Origin of the sequence: Pseudomonas sp. WS 5021 (assembly GCF_012985535.1) — a bacterium.
Classification (GTDB): Bacteria; Pseudomonadota; Gammaproteobacteria; order Pseudomonadales; family Pseudomonadaceae; genus Aquipseudomonas.
The window spans coordinates 107,294-127,004 of sequence record NZ_JAAQWP010000005.1; the positions used below are offsets into that span (position 1 = coordinate 107,294).

Below are 19,711 nucleotides of genomic sequence, written 5' to 3' on the forward strand. Positions count from 1 at the left end.
TCTTGCCCTGTAGGCTTGCCGGCTTCTACAGGTCATGCCGGTGTTGTCTGTTCTCTTTCGGGGGTGAGGTTCCTTGTTGGCGGGGACAGGATCAGTTGCGCGGCTTTTTCCGCGATCATCAACGTGGGTGAGCAGGTGTTGCCGGAGGTGATACGCGGCATGATCGAGGCATCGGCGATGCGCAGGCCCGGCACGCCGTGCACGCGCAATTGGGCATCGACCACCGCGTCCTTATCCTGGCCCATGCGGCAGGTGCCGACCGGGTGAAAGATCGTGGTGCCGATCCGGGCTGCGGCTTCCTGCAATTGTTCGTCGCTCTGCAACGCCTCACCGGGCAGGTATTCCACCGGGTTGAAGGGGCGCAGGGCCTGGGCGCCGACAATGCGCCGGGTCAGGCGGATGGCTGCGGCGGCCACGCGCAAGTCTTCGGGATGGCTCAGGTAGTTGGGCTGGATCAGGGGCGGCGCCGTCGGATCGGCCGAGCGGATATCAATGCGTCCGCGACTCTGTGGGCGCAAGTCGCAGACCGACGCGGTAAACGCCGGGAACGCGTGCAGCGGTTCGCCAAAGCGCTCCAGCGACAGCGGCTGCACGTGGTATTCGAGGTTGGCCGAAGTCTGTTCCGGCCCCGAGCGGGCGAAGGCGCCGAGTTGGCTGGGGGCCATGGACAGCGGGCCGCTGCGGTCATACAGGTATTGCAGGCCCATGCCCATCTTGCCCCACACGGAGCCGGCGATCTGGTTCAGGGTGCGGGCGTTTTCCAGCTTGTAGATCAGGCGCAGTTGCAGGTGATCTTGCAGGTTGCCGCCGACCCCTGGCAGTTCGTGCCGTACCTCGATGCCCAAGGGCTTGAGGAGGCTCGAAGGGCCGATCCCGGAGCGCTGCAGGATGCCGGGCGAACCCACGGCACCGGCGCACAGGATGATTTCCTTGCGCGCTTGCCACGTCACCGCTTGCCCTTGCTGGCGGCCCGCCACTGCATTGGCGCGGCCGTTTTCCAGGAGTACGCGGTCGACTTCCACGCCAGTGAGCACCGTGAGGTTGGCGCGCTGGCGGATGGGCTTGAGAAACGCCTTGGCCGCATTCCAGCGCACGCCGCCTTTCTGGTTGACCTGGAAGTAGCCACACCCCTCGTTATCGCCCTGGTTGAAGTCGTCGATGCTGGCGATGCCGCTCTGCTTGGCGGCTTCGCGGAAGGCGTCGAGGATCGGCCAGTGCAGGCGCTGTTGTTCCACGCGCCATTCGCCACTGTCGCCATGCAGCGGCGAGGCACCGGCAAAATGGTTTTCGCTTTGTTTGAACAGCGGCAATACATCGTCCCAGGCCCAGCCGGGATTGCCTTCGGCGGCCCAACCGTCGTAGTCATTGGCCTGGCCGCGCATGTAGATCATGCCGTTGATCGACGAGCAACCGCCCAACACCTTGCCCCGCGGATAGCTCAGCGCACGGCCTTGCAGGCCAGGCTGGGCTTCGGTCTTGAAGCACCAGTCGGTGCGCGGGTTGCCGATGCAGAACAGGTAGCCGACGGGGATATGGATCCAGGGATAGTTGTCGCGCCCGCCCGCTTCAAGCAGCAACACGCGATGGGCAGGGTTGGCGGACAGTCGGTTGGCCAGCAGGCAGCCCGCAGGGCCGGCGCCTACCACCACGTAATCGTATTGCGCAGGTGCAATAGTCATCTGGGGTCTCGCTTGTTTTTCTTATTGGCTCCATCCTAGTTGTTAGTTTTCGTCTTAAAAATGTTAGTTTTTACCCAGCTGCTGTGCGTTTTTAAACAGCGCTGCGCTCATGGCCGAGAGGGGGGGTGACATGTTCGACTGGAATGACCTGCGGTATTTTCTTGAGTTGCAGCGCAGCGGGCGCCTGCTCACCGCCGCCCAGCGCCTGAAAACCACGCATGCGACCGTGGCCCGGCACATCGAGGCCATCGAGAAAAGCCTCGGCACCGCGCTGTTTGTGCAGCACGCCCAGGGTTATGAACTGACGCCGTCGGGCGAAGCGCTGCTCAAGCATGCCGAAGCCATGGAGAACGTGGCGCTGCTGGCCGAAGAAGAACTGACCCATTCCGCCGCGCCCCTGGGCAAGATTCGCCTGGGGGTGGCCGAAGGCTTGGGCGTGATGTTTCTCGCCAGCCGCATGGGTGGCCTGTTCGAGCGTTATCCGGGGCTGGAAGTGGAACTGGTGGCGGTGCCGCGCTTTGTCAGCATCCTCAACCGTGAGGCCGAGATCAGCATCCACCTGGAGCGGCCCAGCGTCGATCAACTGGTCACGCGCAAACTCACCGACTACCGCCTGGCCCTCTACGCCAGCCGCAGCTACCTGGCGCGCACGCCAGCCATCGAGAAACGCGAAGACCTGGCCGCCCATGCCTGGATCGATTATGTCGACGACCTGTTGTTCAGCCAGGAATTGAAATTCCTCAGCAGCTTTTGCCGCAACCCCAGGGTGGTATTCCACAGCACCAGCGTGATCGCCCAGCACCAGGCGGCGCGCTCAGGGCTGGGGATTGCGGTGTTGCCATGCTTTATGGCCGCCGGCGACCCGGACCTGGTGCCGCTGTTGCCGGAGGAGGGCATCCAGCGCAGCTACTGGATCAGCTCCCGGCGCGAACTGCACAAGTCGGTACGGTTGCGGGTGTTGTGGGATTACGTGGTGGAGTTGTGCGCCAAGGAGCAGGGGCTGCTGTTGGGCGAGTAGCGAAGGGCAAGGGGGGCTTTACAGAGATCAAATGTGGGAGCTGTCGGGCCCCTGGGAGGCTGCGATGGCGGCAGGTCAGTCAACATCAATGCTGGCAGTACCGCCGTCATCGCAGCCTCGCAGGGCGAGACAGCTCCCACACAGGCTTAGAGTTTCACCGTCTGGTGCACCTGTTCACCACACGCACGGGCATCGTTGATCATCTTTTCAAACGGCGCACTGACGATTTCATCATGGCTCAACCAGCGCACTTTCTGGGTCAGCCGGTAGTGGTAGCGCAACCCATCCTTGAGCGGTTCGCCATCGAGTTCCAGGTCATACCAGGGCGAGCTGATCTTGCAGCCCTGAACCGGCTTGTCCATCTTCCCGCCGGTCAAGGTAAAGGTGTAGTCGACGGTGTCCGGATTGCCCAGGTACAGGTCGCCCCGTTGCCCGTTGCGGCGGTAGTTGAGCAGGCCGTCCCACTTCTCCTTGAGCGACTGGTCGGTGTAGACGTAGCCTTCGTCGAGTTTTTCCAGGGCGCGCAGGTCGGTCATGCTGGCCTTGACCGTGTAGCTATCGGGCTGCACGAACCCGGTGGGTTGGCGGGTGACCTGGCAATCGCTGATCTCGCGGCCAAAGTTGTCGCAGATATTCTGGTCGGTGGCGGTGGCGCCCTGTTCGCGGTCAGCCATGCTCAATTGCATCAGCGTCAGGCGGCTGAAGGTGACGCTGGCGCGGGTCGTGCCGTTGCCCTGCTTGTCGTAATGCACCTGCTTGTCCAGGCGGATGCTGGTGTCAGGGCGCGCCAGGGGGATGTGTTCCTCGCGTACCTGGCCCTGTGCATCGTTGACCAGCACCCAGCGATCCTGGATGTCGGGCATGGTCTGGCCCGGGGCGAACACCGGGTTGGTCGGGTCCAGCCACCACACCTGGCCGGCCACTTCGGCGCGCACGATCGCATGGTTGGGCGCGCCAGTGCCCGGCACCAGCAGTGAATCCACCACATCCCCACGGCTGACCCAGGCGGTCTCGGCCTTGATCCCGCTGGCCTTGAGCATGGCGGTCAGGAGAATCGCCAGGTCCTTGCAGTCGCCGTAACCGTGCTGTTCGATCTCTGCCAGGTTAAACGGCACATAGCCGCGATCCGTGGCGCGCCAGTCACCCAGGTAACGGTAGTGATCGTTGATGTGCTGCATCAGCCCGGCCACTTGTCGGGCCGGGGCCAGGCCCTTCACCGCCGCCACGGCAGCGGCACTTGCGGCCGGCAGGTTGGCCGCGAGGATCTGGTTGTAGCGCTGGGCAAAGCCGCCAAAGTGCTTTTGTACATCGAGGCTGCTGCCCACTTCGATCCGGGGGATCACCCGCATATAGGCGTGGCCCGATTCGTTGATGTAGTTGAGATAGCTCGGCGCTTTTTGCTCGATGTCCAGGGTCTTGCGATTGACCGAAGGGGTGATGGTGAAGCCATCCATCGACTCGGCGCGCCACTCGATGGGCCGTTCGGCGGTGAAGCGCGCCTTGAGCCGATCGCGGCGGGCGTTGCTGGGGCCAAACTGCAGGGCGTAGTGGAATTCGGTCATCAGCGGCTTGGCCGGGTGATGTTCGCGCACGGTGTAGCGGATCTGTGTGCCGACCCGCAGGTTGGGGAAGGCCAGGGACGTTTGCTTGAGGCGGGAAAACCCCTGGTCGGGGTTGGGCGCGGTGCGCGTATCGATCTGCGCCTCGTCCAGCGCCTGGGGCTTGCCGCCGGGCTGGGTGGACTCGGCGTGCAGCACTTCAAAACCATCGCCTTCGGCGTAGTTGAAGTCGATTCGCGACAATATCTCCCGGCCACTGGGCTGGAGAATGGTGTAGTGATAGGTGGTGGTGCAATCGGTGCTGGCGTCACGGTTGAAGTGGCAGTGCAGCTCGGATTCGTTGGCAAGTGCAGCTTCGGCCATGGGTTGCAACGCGGCATGGGCGGTGTGCGAAACAAGCCCCAGACTGGCGCATATCAAAGGGCGGTAAAACGAGAAACGGTGCATGGGCGCCTCAGGTGGAACGTTGACACAGATACCCTGGCGGGTACCGAGAAGGCAGCAGATGATAATGGATCGCAACACCAAAGGCTAGCATTGTAGGACAATAAATATCGCCGAAAGGCCCGAGATAGAGCCTTCGGATGAGTAGGAAGGGTCAGTCGATCAGCTCAAAGCCGGTGCTGCCCAAGCGTTCGCCGTTCACCAGTACATGCACGGTGTGCTGGCCGGGGTAGTGCTTGCGCGTAGTCATGTCGCGGATGTGTTGGCCACGCAGCACGGTATGCCGTTCACCCGCGCCGAGGGTAAACGCCTTGAGCTTGAACACTTTGGCGGCGCTATGGCCGGCGCTTTTTACGTAGTCGATGGCGTAGTCCACCACCAGTTTTTGTGGGGCACTGGCCAGGGATTCGAGGGTGAACGACAGATTGATCCGCTCACCCAGGCGAATCACCGCCGGCTCGACCTTGAACTGGTGGATCTTCACCTCGGCCCGCGCGCCTGCGCCGATGATCGTCAGCGCGCGGGTGTTGCCTTGCTTGATCAGGCTGCGCAGGGCGTGGCGGGCGATCCAGGCGGTGTGGGGGTTGTCCAGGGACCAGCTCTCGATCACCTGCAGCACCCAGTCGGGATGATCTTTAGTGATGTCGTTGAGGTGGTTGGCCACGGATTTGCGCACATACAGGCTGCTGTCGGCCTTGAGGTTCTCCAGGATCGATGCGCACAGGCGCGGGTCGGCCTGCACCTGGGCCAGGCGAAACGACCACGGCAACCTCGGCCGCGAGCCCTCGCTGGCGAGGCGGCGTACGTGTTCATTGTCATCCAGCGACCACTGCTGCATCACCGCCAGAGTGCGCTCGAAGTCCTTGAGCAGAAAAGCCCGCACGGCAAATTCGGCAGAGCCAAAGGTGGTGAAGTACTTGAGTGCCGCCATCGAGCGCTGGAAGTCATCCAGGCCATAGCTGGCCACATAGTGCCCGAGGAACAGGCTGACAAAACCGCTGTTCAGGCGCGGGGCCAGGGCATACAAATGTTCGAGGGTTTGTGGGTAGTCCAGTGGCATCACCGCGTGCAGGCTTTCACTGACGCGGGCCATGCGCTGCATCACCGACAACCCGTCCAGGTCGCGCCTGGCGTGCTTAAGAAATCCCTTGGCATCGAATGACGGGTACACCGCGCTCATCTCATCGGCGATGTGCTGCAGGCGTTCGAGGTTGAAGATTTCCTTGAGGGCAGGGGTGCTTTGCTTGGTCATGGGGAGTCCGCAGGAGAGGGCGTTCGTCGGGCTTTTTCAAGGTAACACCTTGCTCAAGGCCGCGAAGCTCAAAATGTGGGAGCAGGCAAGCTGTTCCCACAAGGGTGGGCAGGGTGCTCGGTATTTACAGATACCAGCGATATTCCCGCGCATTGATCTCCTGCTGGAAAGCCAGGTGATCCTGGCGTTTGTTTTCGCAGTAGACGTCGACAAACTCCGCGCCCAAGCCCTCGCGCAGCGCAGGTTGCTGTTGCATGGCGCGCACGGCCTCGAGCATTTCCAGGGGGAAGTCGTGGCCGCTGTCGCGGTCCTCGTTCAGCGGTGCGATAGGTTCGCGCGCCGCCTCCAGGCCATGTTCAAGCCCGACCAGGATTGCCGCCAGCACCAGGTATGGATTGGCGTCGGCACTGGCCAGCCGATGTTCGATCCGCAGGTTGCGCGGGTCGGACTCGGGAATGCGCACGCAGGCATCGCGGTCTTCATAACCCCAGCAGGCTTTGGTGGCGGCATTGACCGTACCGCCCAGGCGGCGGAAGGCGTTGTGGTTGGGCGAGAAAATCGGCATGCAGTGCGGCAGCAGTGCCAGGCAACCCGCTATCGCATGGCGCAAGGGTTGCTGCTGGTGCGCCGCCAGCAGGTTGTTGCCGGCGGCGTCGTACAGGCTGACATGCACATGCATGCCACTGCCGGGATGTTGCAGGTAGGGCTTGGCCATGAAACTGGCGCGATAGCCATGCTTGAGCGCCACGCCACGGGTGCTGCGGCAGAACAGCGCGGCCCAGTCCGCGGCGCGGAGGCCGTCGTCGAGGTGGCCGAAGTTGATTTCAAACTGGCCGGGGCCCAACTCGGCGGTGATCACCGTAATGTCGATCCCTTGGGCCTGGGCGGTCTGCACCATGTCATCGAGTACCGGGGCGAAACGCGACAGCCGCTCGATGTGCAGGGTCGGTTGGTCATCGGGGTCGTCGCTCAACGGGTCGCGGGCAAATTGCGGCAGGCCGTCGGCCAGTTTCCGGTCGAACAGGTAGAACTCCAGCTCGAACGCCACCACCGGGTGAATGCCCTTGCCGTGCAGGCGCTCCAGGACTTTGGCCAGGACTTCGCGGGGCTCGAACTCAATGGGTGCCTCGGTGCCGTCGGAGGTGATCAGCATCTGCCCCAGGGGCTGCGCTTCCCAGCTCACCGGCTTGAGCGTGCCGGGCACCAGGCGGCGGTTGGCGTCGGGATCGCCGTCGTGGAAGCAATAGTCGCCGATCTTGAACAAACCGCCCTGGGCGCCCAGCAGTACCGCGTTCTGTGGCAGCTTCAGGGGGCTGCCGGCGGCGACTTTTTCCAACATTTCAACCGGGTAGCGCTTGCCGTAGAACCGCCCTGGGATGTCCAGGCAAATCAGGTCGACGTAACGTACATCCGGATGGTTCTGGCGAAAGGTCCGCACTTCGGCCAGTAACGTGGAGGAATGGCTTTTCACGGGTGACGCTCCTTGGTGTGCCTCAGTTATAGACCCACAGCACGCGGGCCGGCAGGTCGGTCAGGTTGCCATAGCGGCAGTGGGCGAAACTGGCCAGGTGAAAGCTGTCGCCGGGGCCGAGGGTGACCGCATCGGCTTCGCCCTCGACCCACAGCGTCAGGTGGCCTTCAAGTACGTAACCGGCCTGTTCGGCGCGGTCGCTCATGGTCTGTTCGCCACTGTTGGCGCCGGGTTCGAGCAGGCTGTCGAGGATCGAAAACGCCCCTTGCATGCTCGGCGAGACGAGGATATCGGTGATGCCATTGGCGTAATACACCGTGCGCCGCTCGTTGGGGCGCGTGACCCAGTCCACCGCCTTGGGCTTGGACAGGCTGTAGAAATAAGTAGTGGGCACATCGAGGGCATGGCTGATGGCAGTCAGGTCCGCTACGGTGGGGCGCGATAACCCCCGCTCGACCTGGGACAGGAACCCCACGGAACGCTCGATCTTCTGTGCCAGTTGGGCCAGGGTGAGCTTTTTGTACTTGCGCAGGTCGTGAATCAGGATCGCCAGGGCGTCCAGTTCTTCTTGTTTGTCCATGGGGATTTCGTGAAATTCTTATCTAAAAATTTCATGAAAAATTACAGGATTAATTTCACCAGCGCAATAGGCGGTCCAGTGTAGGAGCCGGCTTGCCATCCACCGCGGGATTTTCCGGCAGGCAATCGGTGCCTGGATTGCCGGTGAATGATTGCCCAGCCCTGCTGTCGGAACCTGGGTACACATCATTTATTGAAGGAATGCCCATGAAAGCAACGTCCCTGATTGCCAGCCTGCTGGTTGCCGCCAGCCTGTCCGCCACCAGCCTTACCGTGCAGGCCGAGGACAATCCGCAGAAAACCGTGGAGCCTTCAAACATCAATACCCGAGACTTGAAAGTGGGAGACCGTGCGCCGGATATCCTGGTGCGCAAGGAATCGGCCCTTGCAGACTGGAAAAAGCGCGGGCTCAAAGCGCCCCATGACGACAGCCAGTGGGCGCGGGTCAATGACCGTTATGTGCTGGTGAAAATCACCAATGGCACCATTCTCGATATCACCCCTGCCAAGTAACCGGGTTGGGGGAAGGGGCCCGCGCCCTTCTTCCCCCTTTGCGCTGCGCATTTAAAAATTGCATGCACGAATGCATAAAAACAGTCTTTTTTGCCGCTCATCCTGAGTTAAGGTAGCTGCGCTTCGCGCCCGTCATGGCGTGTGCAACGACTCCTTTTCAGGAAACGAGAGCAGGATGCTGAACACAATAAAAAACTACCCCCGCAGTGTGAACCTGCTGCTGTCGGCCACGCTGGTGCTGACCCTGGCCAAGGCGATCACCTTTCCCTACATGGTGATCTACCTGTCCAGCCACTTTGCCCTGGGCATCAGCCAGGTGGGCCTGGTGATCGGCAGTTCGCTGATCGTCGGATCCCTGCTGAGTGTGTATGGCGGGTTCCTTGTGGACCGGGTCAACAGCTACCGGCTGTTGCTGGGCCTGAGCCTGTTGTTCGTCCTCGGGTTTGTCGGCACGCTGCTGGCACGCGAGCTGTGGCTGTTCTATAGCTGCCTGATCCTGATCAACCTGGCGTATGCGGTGATCGACGTCGCGGTCAAGGCCGGTTTTGCCAGCCTGTTGCCCGTCGACGCGCGCAGCGAAGTGTTTTCCATCAAGTACACCCTGACCAATATCGGCTACGCGGTAGGGCCGTTTTTAGGGGCGATGGTGGCCAAGGTCGACATGAGCCTGCCATTTGTCTTGTCGGTGCTGCTGGGGCTGGGTTTCTTCCTGCTGTACTGGCGTTGGGGCGACCGCAGCCTGGCCACGGTCGACGCCGCGCAAAAGCCGGTGCCCTTCATCGCGGTGGGCCGGGTGTTGCTGCGCGATCATCGCCTGGTGTGCTTCACCCTCGGTGGCCTGCTCAGCGCCGTGGTGTTCGGGCAGTTCACGGCCTACCTGTCGCAATACCTGGTGACCACCTCGGACGCCGAATACACCTACACCGTAATCAGCGCCATCCTGACCACCAACGCCCTGCTGGTGATCGCCCTGCAATACGTGATTGGCCGGCAGATCAGCCACCGTCACCTGAGCCGCTGGCTGCTCCTGGGGCTGGCGATGTTCATGGTGGGGGTGATCGGCTTTGCGCTGTCCACCAGCGTGTGGTGGTGGGTGGTGTCGATGGCGATCTTTACCGTGGGGGAAATCATCGTATTCCCCGCCGAGTACATGTTTATCGACCGCATCGCCCCGGACCACCTGCGGGGCATGTACTACGGCGCGCAAAACCTCTCGAACCTCGGCGCCGCGCTGGGGCCGGTGTTGTGCGGGTTGGTGCTGGCCAGCCTGCCGGCGCACTACATGTTCTACATGCTGGCGGGGTTTATCGTGGCCGGAGGGCTGTTCTACTTTATCGGGGCGTCGTTGAAGCCGCGCCCTGACATCCCACCACCGGTGTAAACGTCTGCGTCCCTGTGGGAGCGGGCTTGCCCGCGATTGCGGCCTGTCAGTAAATGCATCTTTGACTGAGCCGCCGCCATCGCGGGCAAGCCCGCTCCCACAGGGGATAGTGCCTACAAGGGGGCGGGGTCAGATGGAGATGGCACCGCCCACGGTGTTGCTGTGCAATTCGTAGCGCAATTCTTCGACCATCGTCGCGACGTCCTGCGGGGTCTTGAGCTTGTTCACGCTGATCCCGGTGACCACCAGGTCCACGCGCCCACTCTCGGCATCAAACACCTTCAACGTCAGTGACGAATCGCGGCACAGGGTGAACTCGCAAGTCAGTGGCAACAAGGCTTCTTCGATGCAATTACGCAGTTGGGACAAGGTAAACATGCCGGCCCCCATTAACGACGACGCAGCAACAGGCCCAGGACCAGACCCACGCCCGCGACGATTGCCACGGTGGCCAGCGGCTTGCGTTGGGCAAAGTCACCGACATTGTCCAGCACATCGCCATAGGTCTGTTGCAGTTGGCCGGCCGCCTGGCGCGCTACGCCCTGGGCCTGGAGTTGTTCGTCATCGGTCATGTCGCCAAGAAAGTCCTGGGCCTTGCCGACGGCCTTTTCCACGCGGCCTTTGATTTGTTCACTTTTCATGATGTCTCCTTCAAGGGCAACAATCGCCATGGCACAGAGCGTCAAACCCTGTGGCTACCCTTCAAGGTTAAGCAGCCCATCCCCTCGCAATAAGGCGAATTTGCACTGGTAGGGCTAGTGCATTTGCACTTGCTTCATGGTTTTTTTACCCGTCGCTCGCCGGCAAACAGCCCTCGTTCCCGCGCCCATACAATCGCGGCGCTGCGGCTGTGTACGTTGAGCTTGGAGTACACCGTTGCCACATGATTGCGCACGGTATTGGGCGCCAGCTTCAGGCGCGAGGCGATTTCCTTGTCGGCCAGGCCTTCACAGATCAACCCCAGTACATCCCGCTCACGGGCGGTCAGGTCGGTGAAGGCGATGTTCGGCTGGTTGGGGCTGTTGACGCTCTTGGCGTTGGCCAGTTTTTCGATCAGCGTCTGGCTGAACCAGGAGGCGTCCTTCATCACTTCCTCGATGGCCGACACCAACTCCAGCTCCGAGCGTTTGCGCTCGGTGATGTTCATCATCACCAGCAGGTAACAGGCGGTGTCCTGGATGGTTACGGTGTCGGCCGACACCACGCAGTCAATCACCTCATTGCCTTTTTTGCGGATCTTCAGGTCCTGGCCTTCGAGGCTGCCGGCCTTTTCCAGGGTGGCGAACAACTGCGTGCAGGCCTCGCTGCTATCGATAAAGTTGATATCGCTGATGGATTTGCCGATCAACTCTTCGCTGGTGTAGCCGGTGATGGTCATGAACGCATCGTTGACGTCCACCACCTGCTGATTGCCCGCGTCGCACACCAGGGTTGGCACCGGCGTCAGGCGGAACGACTTGGCAAACCGCTCCTCGCTCTGGCGCAGGGCGGTTTCGGCCTTGCGCCGGGGCTCAAGGTCAGTGAAGGAAAACAGCATGCATTCCTCATCGTTCATATCCAGCGGCTGGCCGGCGACAATCACCAGTTTGCTGCCGCCTTCGGGCAGCTTCAGCTCGGCTTGCATCTGCGGGATGGTCGCACCTTCGCCCAGGCGCTGGATTGCCAGCTCCTTGCGCTCGGCCTGTTCCAGCACGTCCAGTTCGTACACCGAACGGCCGATGACCTGGTCGCGGTTGTAGCCGGTCATTTCGAGGAAGCCCTGGTTGACCTTGATATAGCGCAAGTCACTCAGGCGGCAGATCACTGCCGGCGCCGGGTTGGCGTTGAAGGTCTTTTCAAAGCGCTGCTCGGCGCTGGCCCATTCGGTGGCATCGCTCAAGATCAGCACCAGCAATTCCGGCTTGCCGGCGCTGTCGGTGAGCGCCAGGCTGCGCAGACGATGGACCCAGGTACGGTCGGTGTCGGCGGCGGGCGTGACTTCGACCACCACATCGCTGAACTCTTCGCCGTTGGCCACCCGGCTCAGGGGATAGGCCTCCAGGGGCAGCGGGTGATTGTTGCGGTAGCGCAGGGCAAAGCGCTCGGCGTATTCGGCGGTGTTGGCCCCCAGCCCGGCGATGTCATCCAGGCCATGCATGGCCAGCGCGGCTTCGTTGGCCCACAGAATGCTCTGGTCGATCTCGGCGAGAATCACCCCATCGGACAGGCCGGAAATGATCTGCTGCAATTGGCGGCGATTGGTTTCTTGGGCGAGGACGGCCTGGCTCATGGTTTCTCCAAAAAAATCCGCGTAGGAGCCGGCTTGCCGGCGATGAGGCCCAGAGCTTCATCGCACGCCTTACGGCCGTCTTCGCCGGCAAGCCGGCTCCTACAGTTGGTGTGTGTGGAGTACGACAACTGGCCTTGAGCATAGTGCAGACCGATTCGGCTTGGCGGGGTGCGAATGCACCAGTTGCCCTAGTGCAATTGTGCCGAGACCGCAACCTCCGGCCTCGACACACTGACGGCCTACTCACTTGTCCAAGGAACGATCATGACCACTTTGTATGAAACCAACCGCTCGCCTTTTCGAGTGTCCTGGGGCTCGGTACTGGCCGGTAGTGCAATTGCCCTGGTGACCTACCTGGTGCTGAGCGTGCTGGGTACCGCCATCGGCGCCAGTGCAGTCGACCCCATGGCGGCGGGTAACCCGCTGAGCGGTTTTGGCACCGGTGCCGGGATCTGGCTGTTTGTCTCCACACTGTTGGCGATTGGCGTGGGCGCCTTCGTCGCCGGCCGCACCGCCCCGGATCGCGGCGGCCTGCACGGCGTCCTGAGCTGGACCATCACCACCTTGCTCACCACCTGGCTGCTGGCGGCATTGGCCACCAGCGTGGTCGGCGCAGCGGGCAATGTGGTCGGCAAAGGCCTGTCGGCGGCCGGCAGCGGAATTGCTGCGGTAGCCCCCGGCATCAGCGACAGCGTCAAGCAGCAGTTGAACGAGAAGGGCATCAGCCTGGATTGGGATAGCTTGCAGGGCGAACTCGACACCTTGCTCAAGCAAAGCGGCAAGGCTGAACTGGATCCGGCCAATGTCGAACAAAAAGCCGACCAGGCAGCGGCAGACGGCCAGCAAGCGGCTACTGATGCCGCCACCAACCCGGCCCAGGCTGCGACTGAGCTCAAGCAATGGTTCGAACGCGTCAAAGCTTCGGGTGAGCCTGCGTTGAATGCAGCGGACAAAGAGGCGCTGGTCAACATCGTCGCTGCCCGCACCGGCAAGAGCCAGGCCGAGGCTAGCCAGATCGTCGAAAACTATGCCCAGGCGTATCAGCAGGCCGTGCAGAAAGTCGAAGAACTGAAAGCCCAAGCCGAACAAAAGGCTCGTGAAGCTGGCGAAGTGGCGGCCAAGCAACTGTCCCGCGCGGCGTGGAGCACTTTGTTGATATTGGTACTGGGCGCCGCATTGAGCTTTGGCATCGGTCGCCTGGCCATTTCGACCCGCAAAGTACCCGTGGCTTGATCAAGGCTCATTGATGCCGTAACCACAACACCTTGCGTGAGCGCGTAAACTGTCGGTTTTTTTACGCGCTCATGCAAAGGTAAGCTTTTGACCCCGCTAAAAACCACAGCCCTCCTGCTATTCACCACCCTGTTGGCGGCGTGCGGCACTTCACCGCCACGCACCCCTGACGACATCTGCGGCATCTTCCGCGAAAAGGACGACTGGTACGACGCGGCCAAAGTCACCCAGAAGCGCTGGGGTGTGCCGATTCAGGTGCCGTTCGCCATCATGTATCAGGAATCGGGCTTCCGGCAGAACGCCAAGACCCCGCGCAAGTACCTGCTATGGATCATTCCCTGGGGCCGCGTCAGCACCGCAGCCGGCTACGCCCAGGCCAAGGATGAAGTGTGGGGCGACTACCAGAAAAGCACCGGCCGCAACTGGGCCAGCCGCCAGGACTTCGACGATGCCATCGACTTTGTCGGCTGGTACATGGACAAGACCGCCAGCATCAACGGCGTATACAAATACGACGCCTATGGCCAATACCTCAACTACCACGAAGGCTGGGGCGGCTACCGTAACCGCACCTACGCCAGCAAGGCGTGGCTGTTGCCGGTAGCCGGCAAGGTCAAGGCCCGCTCCGATCTGTATGCGCGCCAGTATGCGGGGTGCAAGGCGGATCTGGAGCGGGGGTTCTGGGGGCGGTTCTGGCGCTGGTTGTGAGGCCAGCGGGTCAGGCTCATGAGCCTGACCCGCGTGTTTACGCGATCAGCCTGCCAACGATGGGCACAATCAATAATGTGCTCAACGCCATCGAGATCACATTGCCGATATACGGATGAACGTGTGCCGGCAGCCGGCCCGCAATGGCACAGGCCAGCGGTGGTGCAATCAGCGCGCCGAGCAACGCGCTCGAACCGACCACCATCCAACTTCCGCCATGGGTCAACACCGCCGCCGGTACGACCGACACCAGCGGCACATAGGTGGGATACCAACCGCGCTTGATCCACTGACTGCGCCAGATCAGCACGCCCAATGCCGATGTCAGCGCCTGGGCACCGATCAGTTGCAGCACCAGTCCCGAACCATAGGCAGCGCTCAATGGGTTCAAGGCATACGCCAGCAGGACCCCCGCCAGCAGGCCAAGGCTGGCCCACTCATTGCCGAAGAACGGCGCTTCGGAAAAGTCCGCCAAGACCCTGCGCAAACTCCAGCCCAGGCCATAGGTTGGCGGCTTGAGCGGCAACGGTTTGTCCGCGGCGATAAAGTCCGAACGCACCAGAATCGGAACGCAACGACAAACGACAAAGGCCATCACACTGCCCGCCGCCATGCCCAGTACGTTGCCAATCACCACCGGTAACTCCAGCGGTACACAGACAAAATTGACGATCAGCAAGCACATCGGCGTGACCAACAGCGCACCCAGCAACGCGCCGTTGAGGGTGACCTTCCAGCCGCCACCAAACATCAGCACCATCGCCGCCGGCAGGGAAACAAACGCGGCGAAGGTGGGCTGCCAGGTGTCCGCAGTGAGCGTCCACCCCCACAACAGATTGCTCAACAGCAGGCCCAGCAGGGAACTGGTCACCAGCCACGGCCACAGCCCACTGCCGTAGCAAATCGCAAAACCCTGCCAGCGCCTGCCGGTGCGGCTGGCCCACCAGGCCAGGTACGCACCCGCCAGCAACCCAAGGGAAGCCAGTTCATGCTTGTAGAAGGCTACCTCGCTGATATCCCCCAATACCCAGCGCAGCCAGGCGATTGGCTCGGGTAAGCCTGCCACCATATCGCCGTAGCCGGGCCAGGAGCCCTGATGTGTGAGGGCCGTCCAGAGGATCAGCAAGGCACTGATGAACACCAATGCGATGATCGCCTTATCGACTTGAGATCGCGCGGTCCCGGGCTTGATGAATAGATTTTCCATGACCCACCCTCCCTTCAGCGTGGCAGGGCAGGGTGATGGAATAGCCGAGCATCTGATCGTACAGATCATGGCGCCGGTCACGGTGCAGGTCGTTGAGGCTGTTCCAGATCGGCGCACTGCGGGCGCTGGTCAGGTCGATATCGGCGAACAGGATTTCCTGGCGGTTGGCCGACGCCACCTTGCCGATAGGCCAGCCATTGGTCCCGGCGATCAGCGAACACCCCAGGTAGCGCGCATCGCGCTCCTCACCGATACGGCTGGCAGCGGCGATAAACACGTTATTGACATGGGCGGCGGTCATGGTCAGGTACGACGCCATGCATTTGCCGGCCTCGTCGAACAGCGGCGACGGCGTCCACACCCAGTTGTTGAGGCTGCAAATGATATCGGCGCCTTGCTGGCTGAGGATCCGTGGCACTTCCGGGAACCAGATATCCCAGCAGATCAACAGGCCAATGCGCCCGATAGGCGTTTCAAATACCGGAAAACCCAGGTTGCCGGGGGTGAACCACAACTTTTCCAGGTTCCACAAATGGGCCTTGCGATACTTACCGATCAACCCATCCGGGCCCAGCAGTACTGCGGTATTGAACAACTGCCGGCCATCGATCTCATCCAGGCCCGCCACCAGATACACCTGATGGGTGGCGGCAAACGCCATCCAGGCCTGCACACTGCTCCCGCCGGGAATGGCCTCGGCATGCTCGAATGCGTCCTGGCGGCTGCGGAAGAAGTAACCGCAGTTCGACAACTCCGGCAGCACGATCAGATTAGCCCCACCACCGACCGCCTCCGCGGCCAAGGCCAGGCTGCGCTGAAGATTGTCTTCGCGGTTGTCCAGACCGACCTGGGGATCGAACTGCACCACAGCGACACGGACGGGGCTTGTTGATTCGTTCATTGGGGGTGACCTCTTATTTTTATACAACCGGGGTGGTTGGTTTTTTATAAGAGGGGAAAAAATGGACAGGGTTAAGTCAGGCGCTTCTGGCTGGGGTGTAGTCTGGATCCTTTAGAGGGCACTTGCCAAAGACGCTGGATTCTGGGAAAAAGCCCGCCAGTGTGAACCCAACGAGACCCCCATGAGCACCGAAGAACTGCAAATCACCGACATCCGCCAAGGCGACGGCAAAACCGTGGTCAAGGGTGCGCTGATCACCACCCAATACACCGGCACCCTGGAAGACGGCACGGTGTTTGATTCGTCCTGGGAGCGGGGCAAACCGTTTCAGTGTGTGATCGGTAGCGGTCGCGTTATTAAAGGCTGGGACCAGGGCCTGATGGGGATGAAGGTCGGTGGCGTGCGCAAGCTGTTTGTGCCGGCGCATCTGGCTTATGGCGAGCGGACGATGGGCGCGCATATAAAGCCCCATAGCAATCTGCATTTCGAGATTGAGTTGCTGGAAGTGCTGACGCGCGACGATTGACGGCCTGACACCATGCAATCGTAGGAGCCGGCTTGCTTGCTCCTACGGTGATTTGTTCTACCGTTCGCCTGTCTCCCCTTGAATGGCGGGTGCTGCTGCTGATACTGTACAAAAATACAGTATTGGGTGGCCCGCCATGCCGTTGATCGAAAAACTCAGCATCCTCGCCGATGCCGCCAAGTACGACGCGTCCTGCGCCAGCAGCGGGGCGCCCAAGCGCACCTCCGAGGGCAAGGCCGGGCTGGGGTCGAGCGATGGCATGGGCATCTGCCACAGCTACACGCCCGACGGGCGCTGTGTGTCGTTGCTCAAGGTGCTGCTGACCAATTTCTGCCTCTACGACTGCCAATACTGTGTCAACCGCCGCTCCAGCGACGTGCCCCGTGCACGGTTCAGCCCGGAGGAGGTGGTGAGCCTGACCCTGGACTTCTACCGGCGCAATTGCGTCAGCGGGCTGTTTCTCAGCTCGGGGATCATCCGTTCGGCGGACTACACCATGGAGCAATTGGTGCGGGTCGCCAAGTTGCTGCGTGAGGAGCATGACTTTCGCGGTTATATCCACCTCAAGACCATCCCCGAAGCCGATCCTGCGTTGATTGCCGAGGCCGGGCGGTATGCCGATCGCTTGAGCGTGAACATCGAATTGCCCACTGATAAAAGCCTGCAGATCCTCGCGCCGGAGAAGCAGATCGGTTCGATCAAGCAGGCGATGCAGACGATTTTCACCGGTGAGCAAACCGTGCTCAACGAGCCACGGGCACCGCGTTTCGCCCCGGCCGGGCAAAGCACCCAGATGATTGTCGGCGCCGATGACACGGACGACAGCACCATCCTCCACGGGGCCGAGGCGTTGTATGGCAACTTCAAGCTGCGCCGGGTGTATTACTCGGCCTTCAGCCCGATTCCCAATAGCCCGAAAAGCGTGCCTCTGGCGGCGCCGCCATTGATGCGCGAGCACCGGTTGTACCAGGCGGATTTCCTGCTGCGCAGTTACGGGTTTCGCGCCAATGAGTTGTTCGCGGGGCCGGGGGATCTGGCGCTGGACATCGATCCCAAGCTGGCCTGGGCCCTGGAACATCGCGAGGTGTTCCCGCTGGACCTGAACCGCGCCGAGGCGACGTTGATCGCGCGTATCCCGGGGATTGGCCTGCGCACCACCGAGCGCCTGGTGGAGCTGCGCCGGCAACGCAAGATCCGTTTTGAAGACCTGGCACGCATGCGCTGTGTGTTGAGCAAGGCCAAGCCGTTTTTCATCACCAGCGACTACCACCCCCAGCAAGCAGAAAGCACCAGCGTGCTGCTGCGCGAGCAACTGCGCGACCGCCCGCAACCGCAACAGATGGGGTTGTGGGGATGATCAGCCTGGAATGCGACAACCTGTTCAGCACCTGGCGCGAGCAGGCGCGCTGGCTGCTCAGTCATCAGATCGACCCCAGCCATGTGTGTTGGGGCGAAGCGGAAGTGGCGGACCTGTTCGCCACCGATGAGCACTACCCCCCGCACAATGGCCCGTTCCAGGCGCGCATTCCCAAGGCCCTGCTGGAGCTGCTGGAAAGCGCCGCCTGTTACCACGGCGAACAGCGCTGGAGCCTGTTGTATGAAGTGCTGTGGCGCGTCAGCCATGGTGACCGCACGGCGATGATGGCGGGGGATCAACTGGGCAGCGAGCTGCAGCGACGGATCAAGCAGGTACGGCGTGAGGCCCATCACCTGCATGCGTTTGTACGTTTTATTGCCCTGCCGCAAGCCGCGGGACCGCAACTGCCGGAGTATGTGGCGTGGCACGAGCCGGCCCACGACATTCTGCACAGTGCCAGCCAGCACTTTGTCGGGCGCATGGGCCGCCATCGCTGGATGATCGCGACGCCCCTGGATGGGGTGTATTACGACGGTGAGCAGTTGATCCATCAACGCCAGTGCCCGGAGCAATGGCAGCAGTTGGCGCAGAATGTCGAAGACCCGCACAGTGCCATGTGGCTGACCTATTACAGCCATATCTTCAACCCGGCGCGGTTGAATCCCAAGGTCATGGAAGGTCACCTGCCGAGCCGGTTCTGGAAAAATTTGCCGGAGGGCAAGTTGATACCGGGGTTGATCAGCGAGGCGCGGACGGGCAAGCAGCGGGATGGGCAGGCGAAGCTGATTGGTGAGCGCCCTGGCAAGCGGATTTCAAGCGGGCAGGGTTAAAACGTGTGGGAAACATATGGGAAACATATGGGAAACATATGGGAAGCATATGGCGGGCTGGCTTGTGTGGGAGCTGGCTTGCCTGCGATAGCGTCACCTCGGTATAGCTGATAGACCGAGGCGTCTGCATCGCAGGCAAGCCAGCTCCCACACAGGCCAGCTCCCAGGCAAGCCAGCTCCCACACAGGCCAGCTCCCAGGCAAGCCAGCTCCCACACAGGCCAGCCCCCACACCAGCCCACCCCCCACATCTTATCTGCATCGTGTGAGGCGATGGGGTTCAGGCCAGCTCAGTCGCGGTGTTTTTCACCACCGCCAGCTCTGGATGGGCCACCAGTTTGTCGATGTGCAGCTCGTCGTTGTTCAACCAGGTTTCCGTCAGCACGCGGTAGTGCTCCATGTCCCGGCAGCGCATGCGCAGGCTGTAGTCGAAGGGGCCGCTGATCAGTTGGCATTCGAACACCTGCGGGCAGGCCTTGACGCAAGCTTCGAAGGCTTTTTGCGCCGAGCGCCCGCTCTGGTTCGACAAGGCCACCAGCACCAGCAACGACAATCCCGGCGAGACCATCTGCACATCGATGATCGCGCCATAGCCGCGGATCACCCCGCGCCGTTCCAGCTTGCGCACCCGTTCCAGGCAGGGCCTGGGCGTCAGGTGCACCAGCGAAGACAGCTTCTCGTAGGTGATTCGCCCCTGATGGCGCAGTACATCGATGATGGCTTCATCGATGCGATCCAGCGCAGGGGAGGAATGGGGTCCGTTGGCCTTGGTATCCATGGTCGAT

18 protein-coding genes and 1 pseudogene are annotated in these 19,711 nt (G+C 61.7%); 8 read left to right on the top strand and 11 right to left on the bottom strand.

The window, feature by feature from the left end:
* Nucleotides 1-32: 32 nt before the first annotated feature.
* Nucleotides 33-1,679, bottom strand: coding sequence for a GMC family oxidoreductase N-terminal domain-containing protein (locus HBO19_RS16980; RefSeq protein WP_170057915.1), 1,647 nt, complete (start codon nucleotides 1,677-1,679; stop codon nucleotides 33-35).
* 130 nt (nucleotides 1,680-1,809) lie between these two features.
* Here HBO19_RS16980 and HBO19_RS16985 point away from each other — a divergent pair, with 130 nt between their 5' ends.
* Nucleotides 1,810-2,697: a LysR family transcriptional regulator gene (locus HBO19_RS16985; protein WP_169956169.1), complete on the top strand. Its 888-nt coding sequence runs from the start codon at nucleotides 1,810-1,812 to the stop codon at nucleotides 2,695-2,697.
* 146 nt (nucleotides 2,698-2,843) lie between these two features.
* On the opposite strand, the gene HBO19_RS16990 is transcribed toward HBO19_RS16985, so the two are convergent.
* The 4 genes from HBO19_RS16990 to HBO19_RS17005 all read right to left on the bottom strand — a co-directional run bounded on the left by HBO19_RS16990 (nucleotide 2,844) and on the right by HBO19_RS17005 (nucleotide 8,003).
* Nucleotides 2,844-4,703 (bottom strand): DUF3857 domain-containing transglutaminase family protein, encoded by a 1,860-nt coding sequence (locus tag HBO19_RS16990; protein WP_170057916.1) that lies wholly within the window; start codon nucleotides 4,701-4,703, stop codon nucleotides 2,844-2,846.
* Between the two features lie 151 nt (nucleotides 4,704-4,854).
* Nucleotides 4,855-5,952 (bottom strand): DNA alkylation repair protein, encoded by a 1,098-nt coding sequence (locus HBO19_RS16995; protein WP_170057917.1) that lies wholly within the window; start codon nucleotides 5,950-5,952, stop codon nucleotides 4,855-4,857.
* A gap of 124 nt (nucleotides 5,953-6,076) precedes the next feature.
* Entirely contained in the window at nucleotides 6,077-7,423 is a 1,347-nt protein-coding gene (locus HBO19_RS17000; protein WP_169956165.1) for a glutamine synthetase family protein, read from the bottom strand.
* A gap of 22 nt (nucleotides 7,424-7,445) precedes the next feature.
* Nucleotides 7,446-8,003, bottom strand: coding sequence for an XRE family transcriptional regulator (locus HBO19_RS17005; RefSeq protein ID WP_038441866.1), 558 nt, complete (start codon nucleotides 8,001-8,003; stop codon nucleotides 7,446-7,448).
* 206 nt (nucleotides 8,004-8,209) lie between these two features.
* Between HBO19_RS17005 and HBO19_RS17010 the strand changes: the two genes are divergently transcribed.
* Both HBO19_RS17010 and HBO19_RS17015 read left to right on the top strand, forming a co-directional pair.
* On the top strand, nucleotides 8,210-8,515 hold the full coding sequence (locus HBO19_RS17010; protein ID WP_070995670.1) for an RcnB family protein: 306 nt from the start codon (nucleotides 8,210-8,212) through the stop codon (nucleotides 8,513-8,515).
* 175 nt (nucleotides 8,516-8,690) lie between these two features.
* The gene (locus HBO19_RS17015) at nucleotides 8,691-9,896 is read left to right on the top strand and encodes an MFS transporter (protein WP_170057918.1); all 1,206 of its coding nucleotides are present in this window, start codon (nucleotides 8,691-8,693) and stop codon (nucleotides 9,894-9,896) included.
* Nucleotides 9,897-10,025: 129 nt separating this feature from the next.
* Here HBO19_RS17015 and HBO19_RS17020 read toward each other — a convergent pair whose 3' ends face one another.
* The 3 genes from HBO19_RS17020 to HBO19_RS17030 all read right to left on the bottom strand — a co-directional run bounded on the left by HBO19_RS17020 (nucleotide 10,026) and on the right by HBO19_RS17030 (nucleotide 12,165).
* A complete protein-coding gene (locus HBO19_RS17020) occupies nucleotides 10,026-10,274 on the bottom strand; it encodes a DUF1652 domain-containing protein (RefSeq protein WP_029296553.1) in 249 nt (82 codons plus the stop codon).
* Between the two features lie 11 nt (nucleotides 10,275-10,285).
* Nucleotides 10,286-10,537 (bottom strand): CsbD family protein, encoded by a 252-nt coding sequence (locus HBO19_RS17025; RefSeq protein WP_029296551.1) that lies wholly within the window; start codon nucleotides 10,535-10,537, stop codon nucleotides 10,286-10,288.
* A gap of 134 nt (nucleotides 10,538-10,671) precedes the next feature.
* Nucleotides 10,672-12,165, bottom strand: a complete 1,494-nt coding sequence (locus HBO19_RS17030) for a helix-turn-helix transcriptional regulator (RefSeq protein ID WP_169956161.1) — start codon at nucleotides 12,163-12,165, stop codon at nucleotides 10,672-10,674.
* A 264-nt stretch (nucleotides 12,166-12,429) separates the two neighbouring features.
* Between HBO19_RS17030 and HBO19_RS17035 the strand changes: the two genes are divergently transcribed.
* Both HBO19_RS17035 and HBO19_RS17040 read left to right on the top strand, forming a co-directional pair.
* Nucleotides 12,430-13,398 (top strand): hypothetical protein, encoded by a 969-nt coding sequence (locus HBO19_RS17035; RefSeq protein WP_169956159.1) that lies wholly within the window; start codon nucleotides 12,430-12,432, stop codon nucleotides 13,396-13,398.
* An 87-nt stretch (nucleotides 13,399-13,485) separates the two neighbouring features.
* A complete protein-coding gene (locus tag HBO19_RS17040; RefSeq protein ID WP_169956157.1) occupies nucleotides 13,486-14,106 on the top strand; it encodes a hypothetical protein in 621 nt (206 codons plus the stop codon).
* A 37-nt stretch (nucleotides 14,107-14,143) separates the two neighbouring features.
* Here the strand turns inward: HBO19_RS17040 and HBO19_RS17045 are convergent, their stop codons facing one another.
* Together HBO19_RS17045 and HBO19_RS17050 are read right to left on the bottom strand one after the other, a co-directional pair.
* Nucleotides 14,144-15,313 (bottom strand): hypothetical protein, encoded by a 1,170-nt coding sequence (locus HBO19_RS17045; RefSeq protein WP_170057919.1) that lies wholly within the window; start codon nucleotides 15,311-15,313, stop codon nucleotides 14,144-14,146.
* Nucleotides 15,314-15,327: 14 nt separating this feature from the next.
* Nucleotides 15,328-16,214, bottom strand: a pseudogene (locus HBO19_RS17050) (nitrilase family protein).
* A 181-nt stretch (nucleotides 16,215-16,395) separates the two neighbouring features.
* Between HBO19_RS17050 and HBO19_RS17055 the strand changes: the two are divergent.
* The 3 genes from HBO19_RS17055 to HBO19_RS17065 all read left to right on the top strand — a co-directional run bounded on the left by HBO19_RS17055 (nucleotide 16,396) and on the right by HBO19_RS17065 (nucleotide 18,927).
* A complete protein-coding gene (locus HBO19_RS17055; protein WP_169956153.1) occupies nucleotides 16,396-16,740 on the top strand; it encodes an FKBP-type peptidyl-prolyl cis-trans isomerase in 345 nt (114 codons plus the stop codon).
* A 136-nt stretch (nucleotides 16,741-16,876) separates the two neighbouring features.
* Complete coding sequence (locus HBO19_RS17060; protein ID WP_170057920.1) at nucleotides 16,877-18,097, top strand: putative DNA modification/repair radical SAM protein; 1,221 nt, start codon at nucleotides 16,877-16,879, stop codon at nucleotides 18,095-18,097.
* Nucleotides 18,094-18,927 (top strand): TIGR03915 family putative DNA repair protein, encoded by an 834-nt coding sequence (locus HBO19_RS17065; RefSeq protein WP_169956149.1) that lies wholly within the window; start codon nucleotides 18,094-18,096, stop codon nucleotides 18,925-18,927. The genes HBO19_RS17060 and HBO19_RS17065 overlap by 4 nt, the downstream gene beginning before the upstream one ends.
* 279 nt (nucleotides 18,928-19,206) lie before the next feature.
* On the opposite strand, the gene HBO19_RS17070 is transcribed toward HBO19_RS17065, so the two are convergent.
* Entirely contained in the window at nucleotides 19,207-19,704 is a 498-nt protein-coding gene (locus HBO19_RS17070; protein ID WP_029296543.1) for an Lrp/AsnC family transcriptional regulator, read from the bottom strand.
* Nucleotides 19,705-19,711 lie beyond the last annotated feature (7 nt).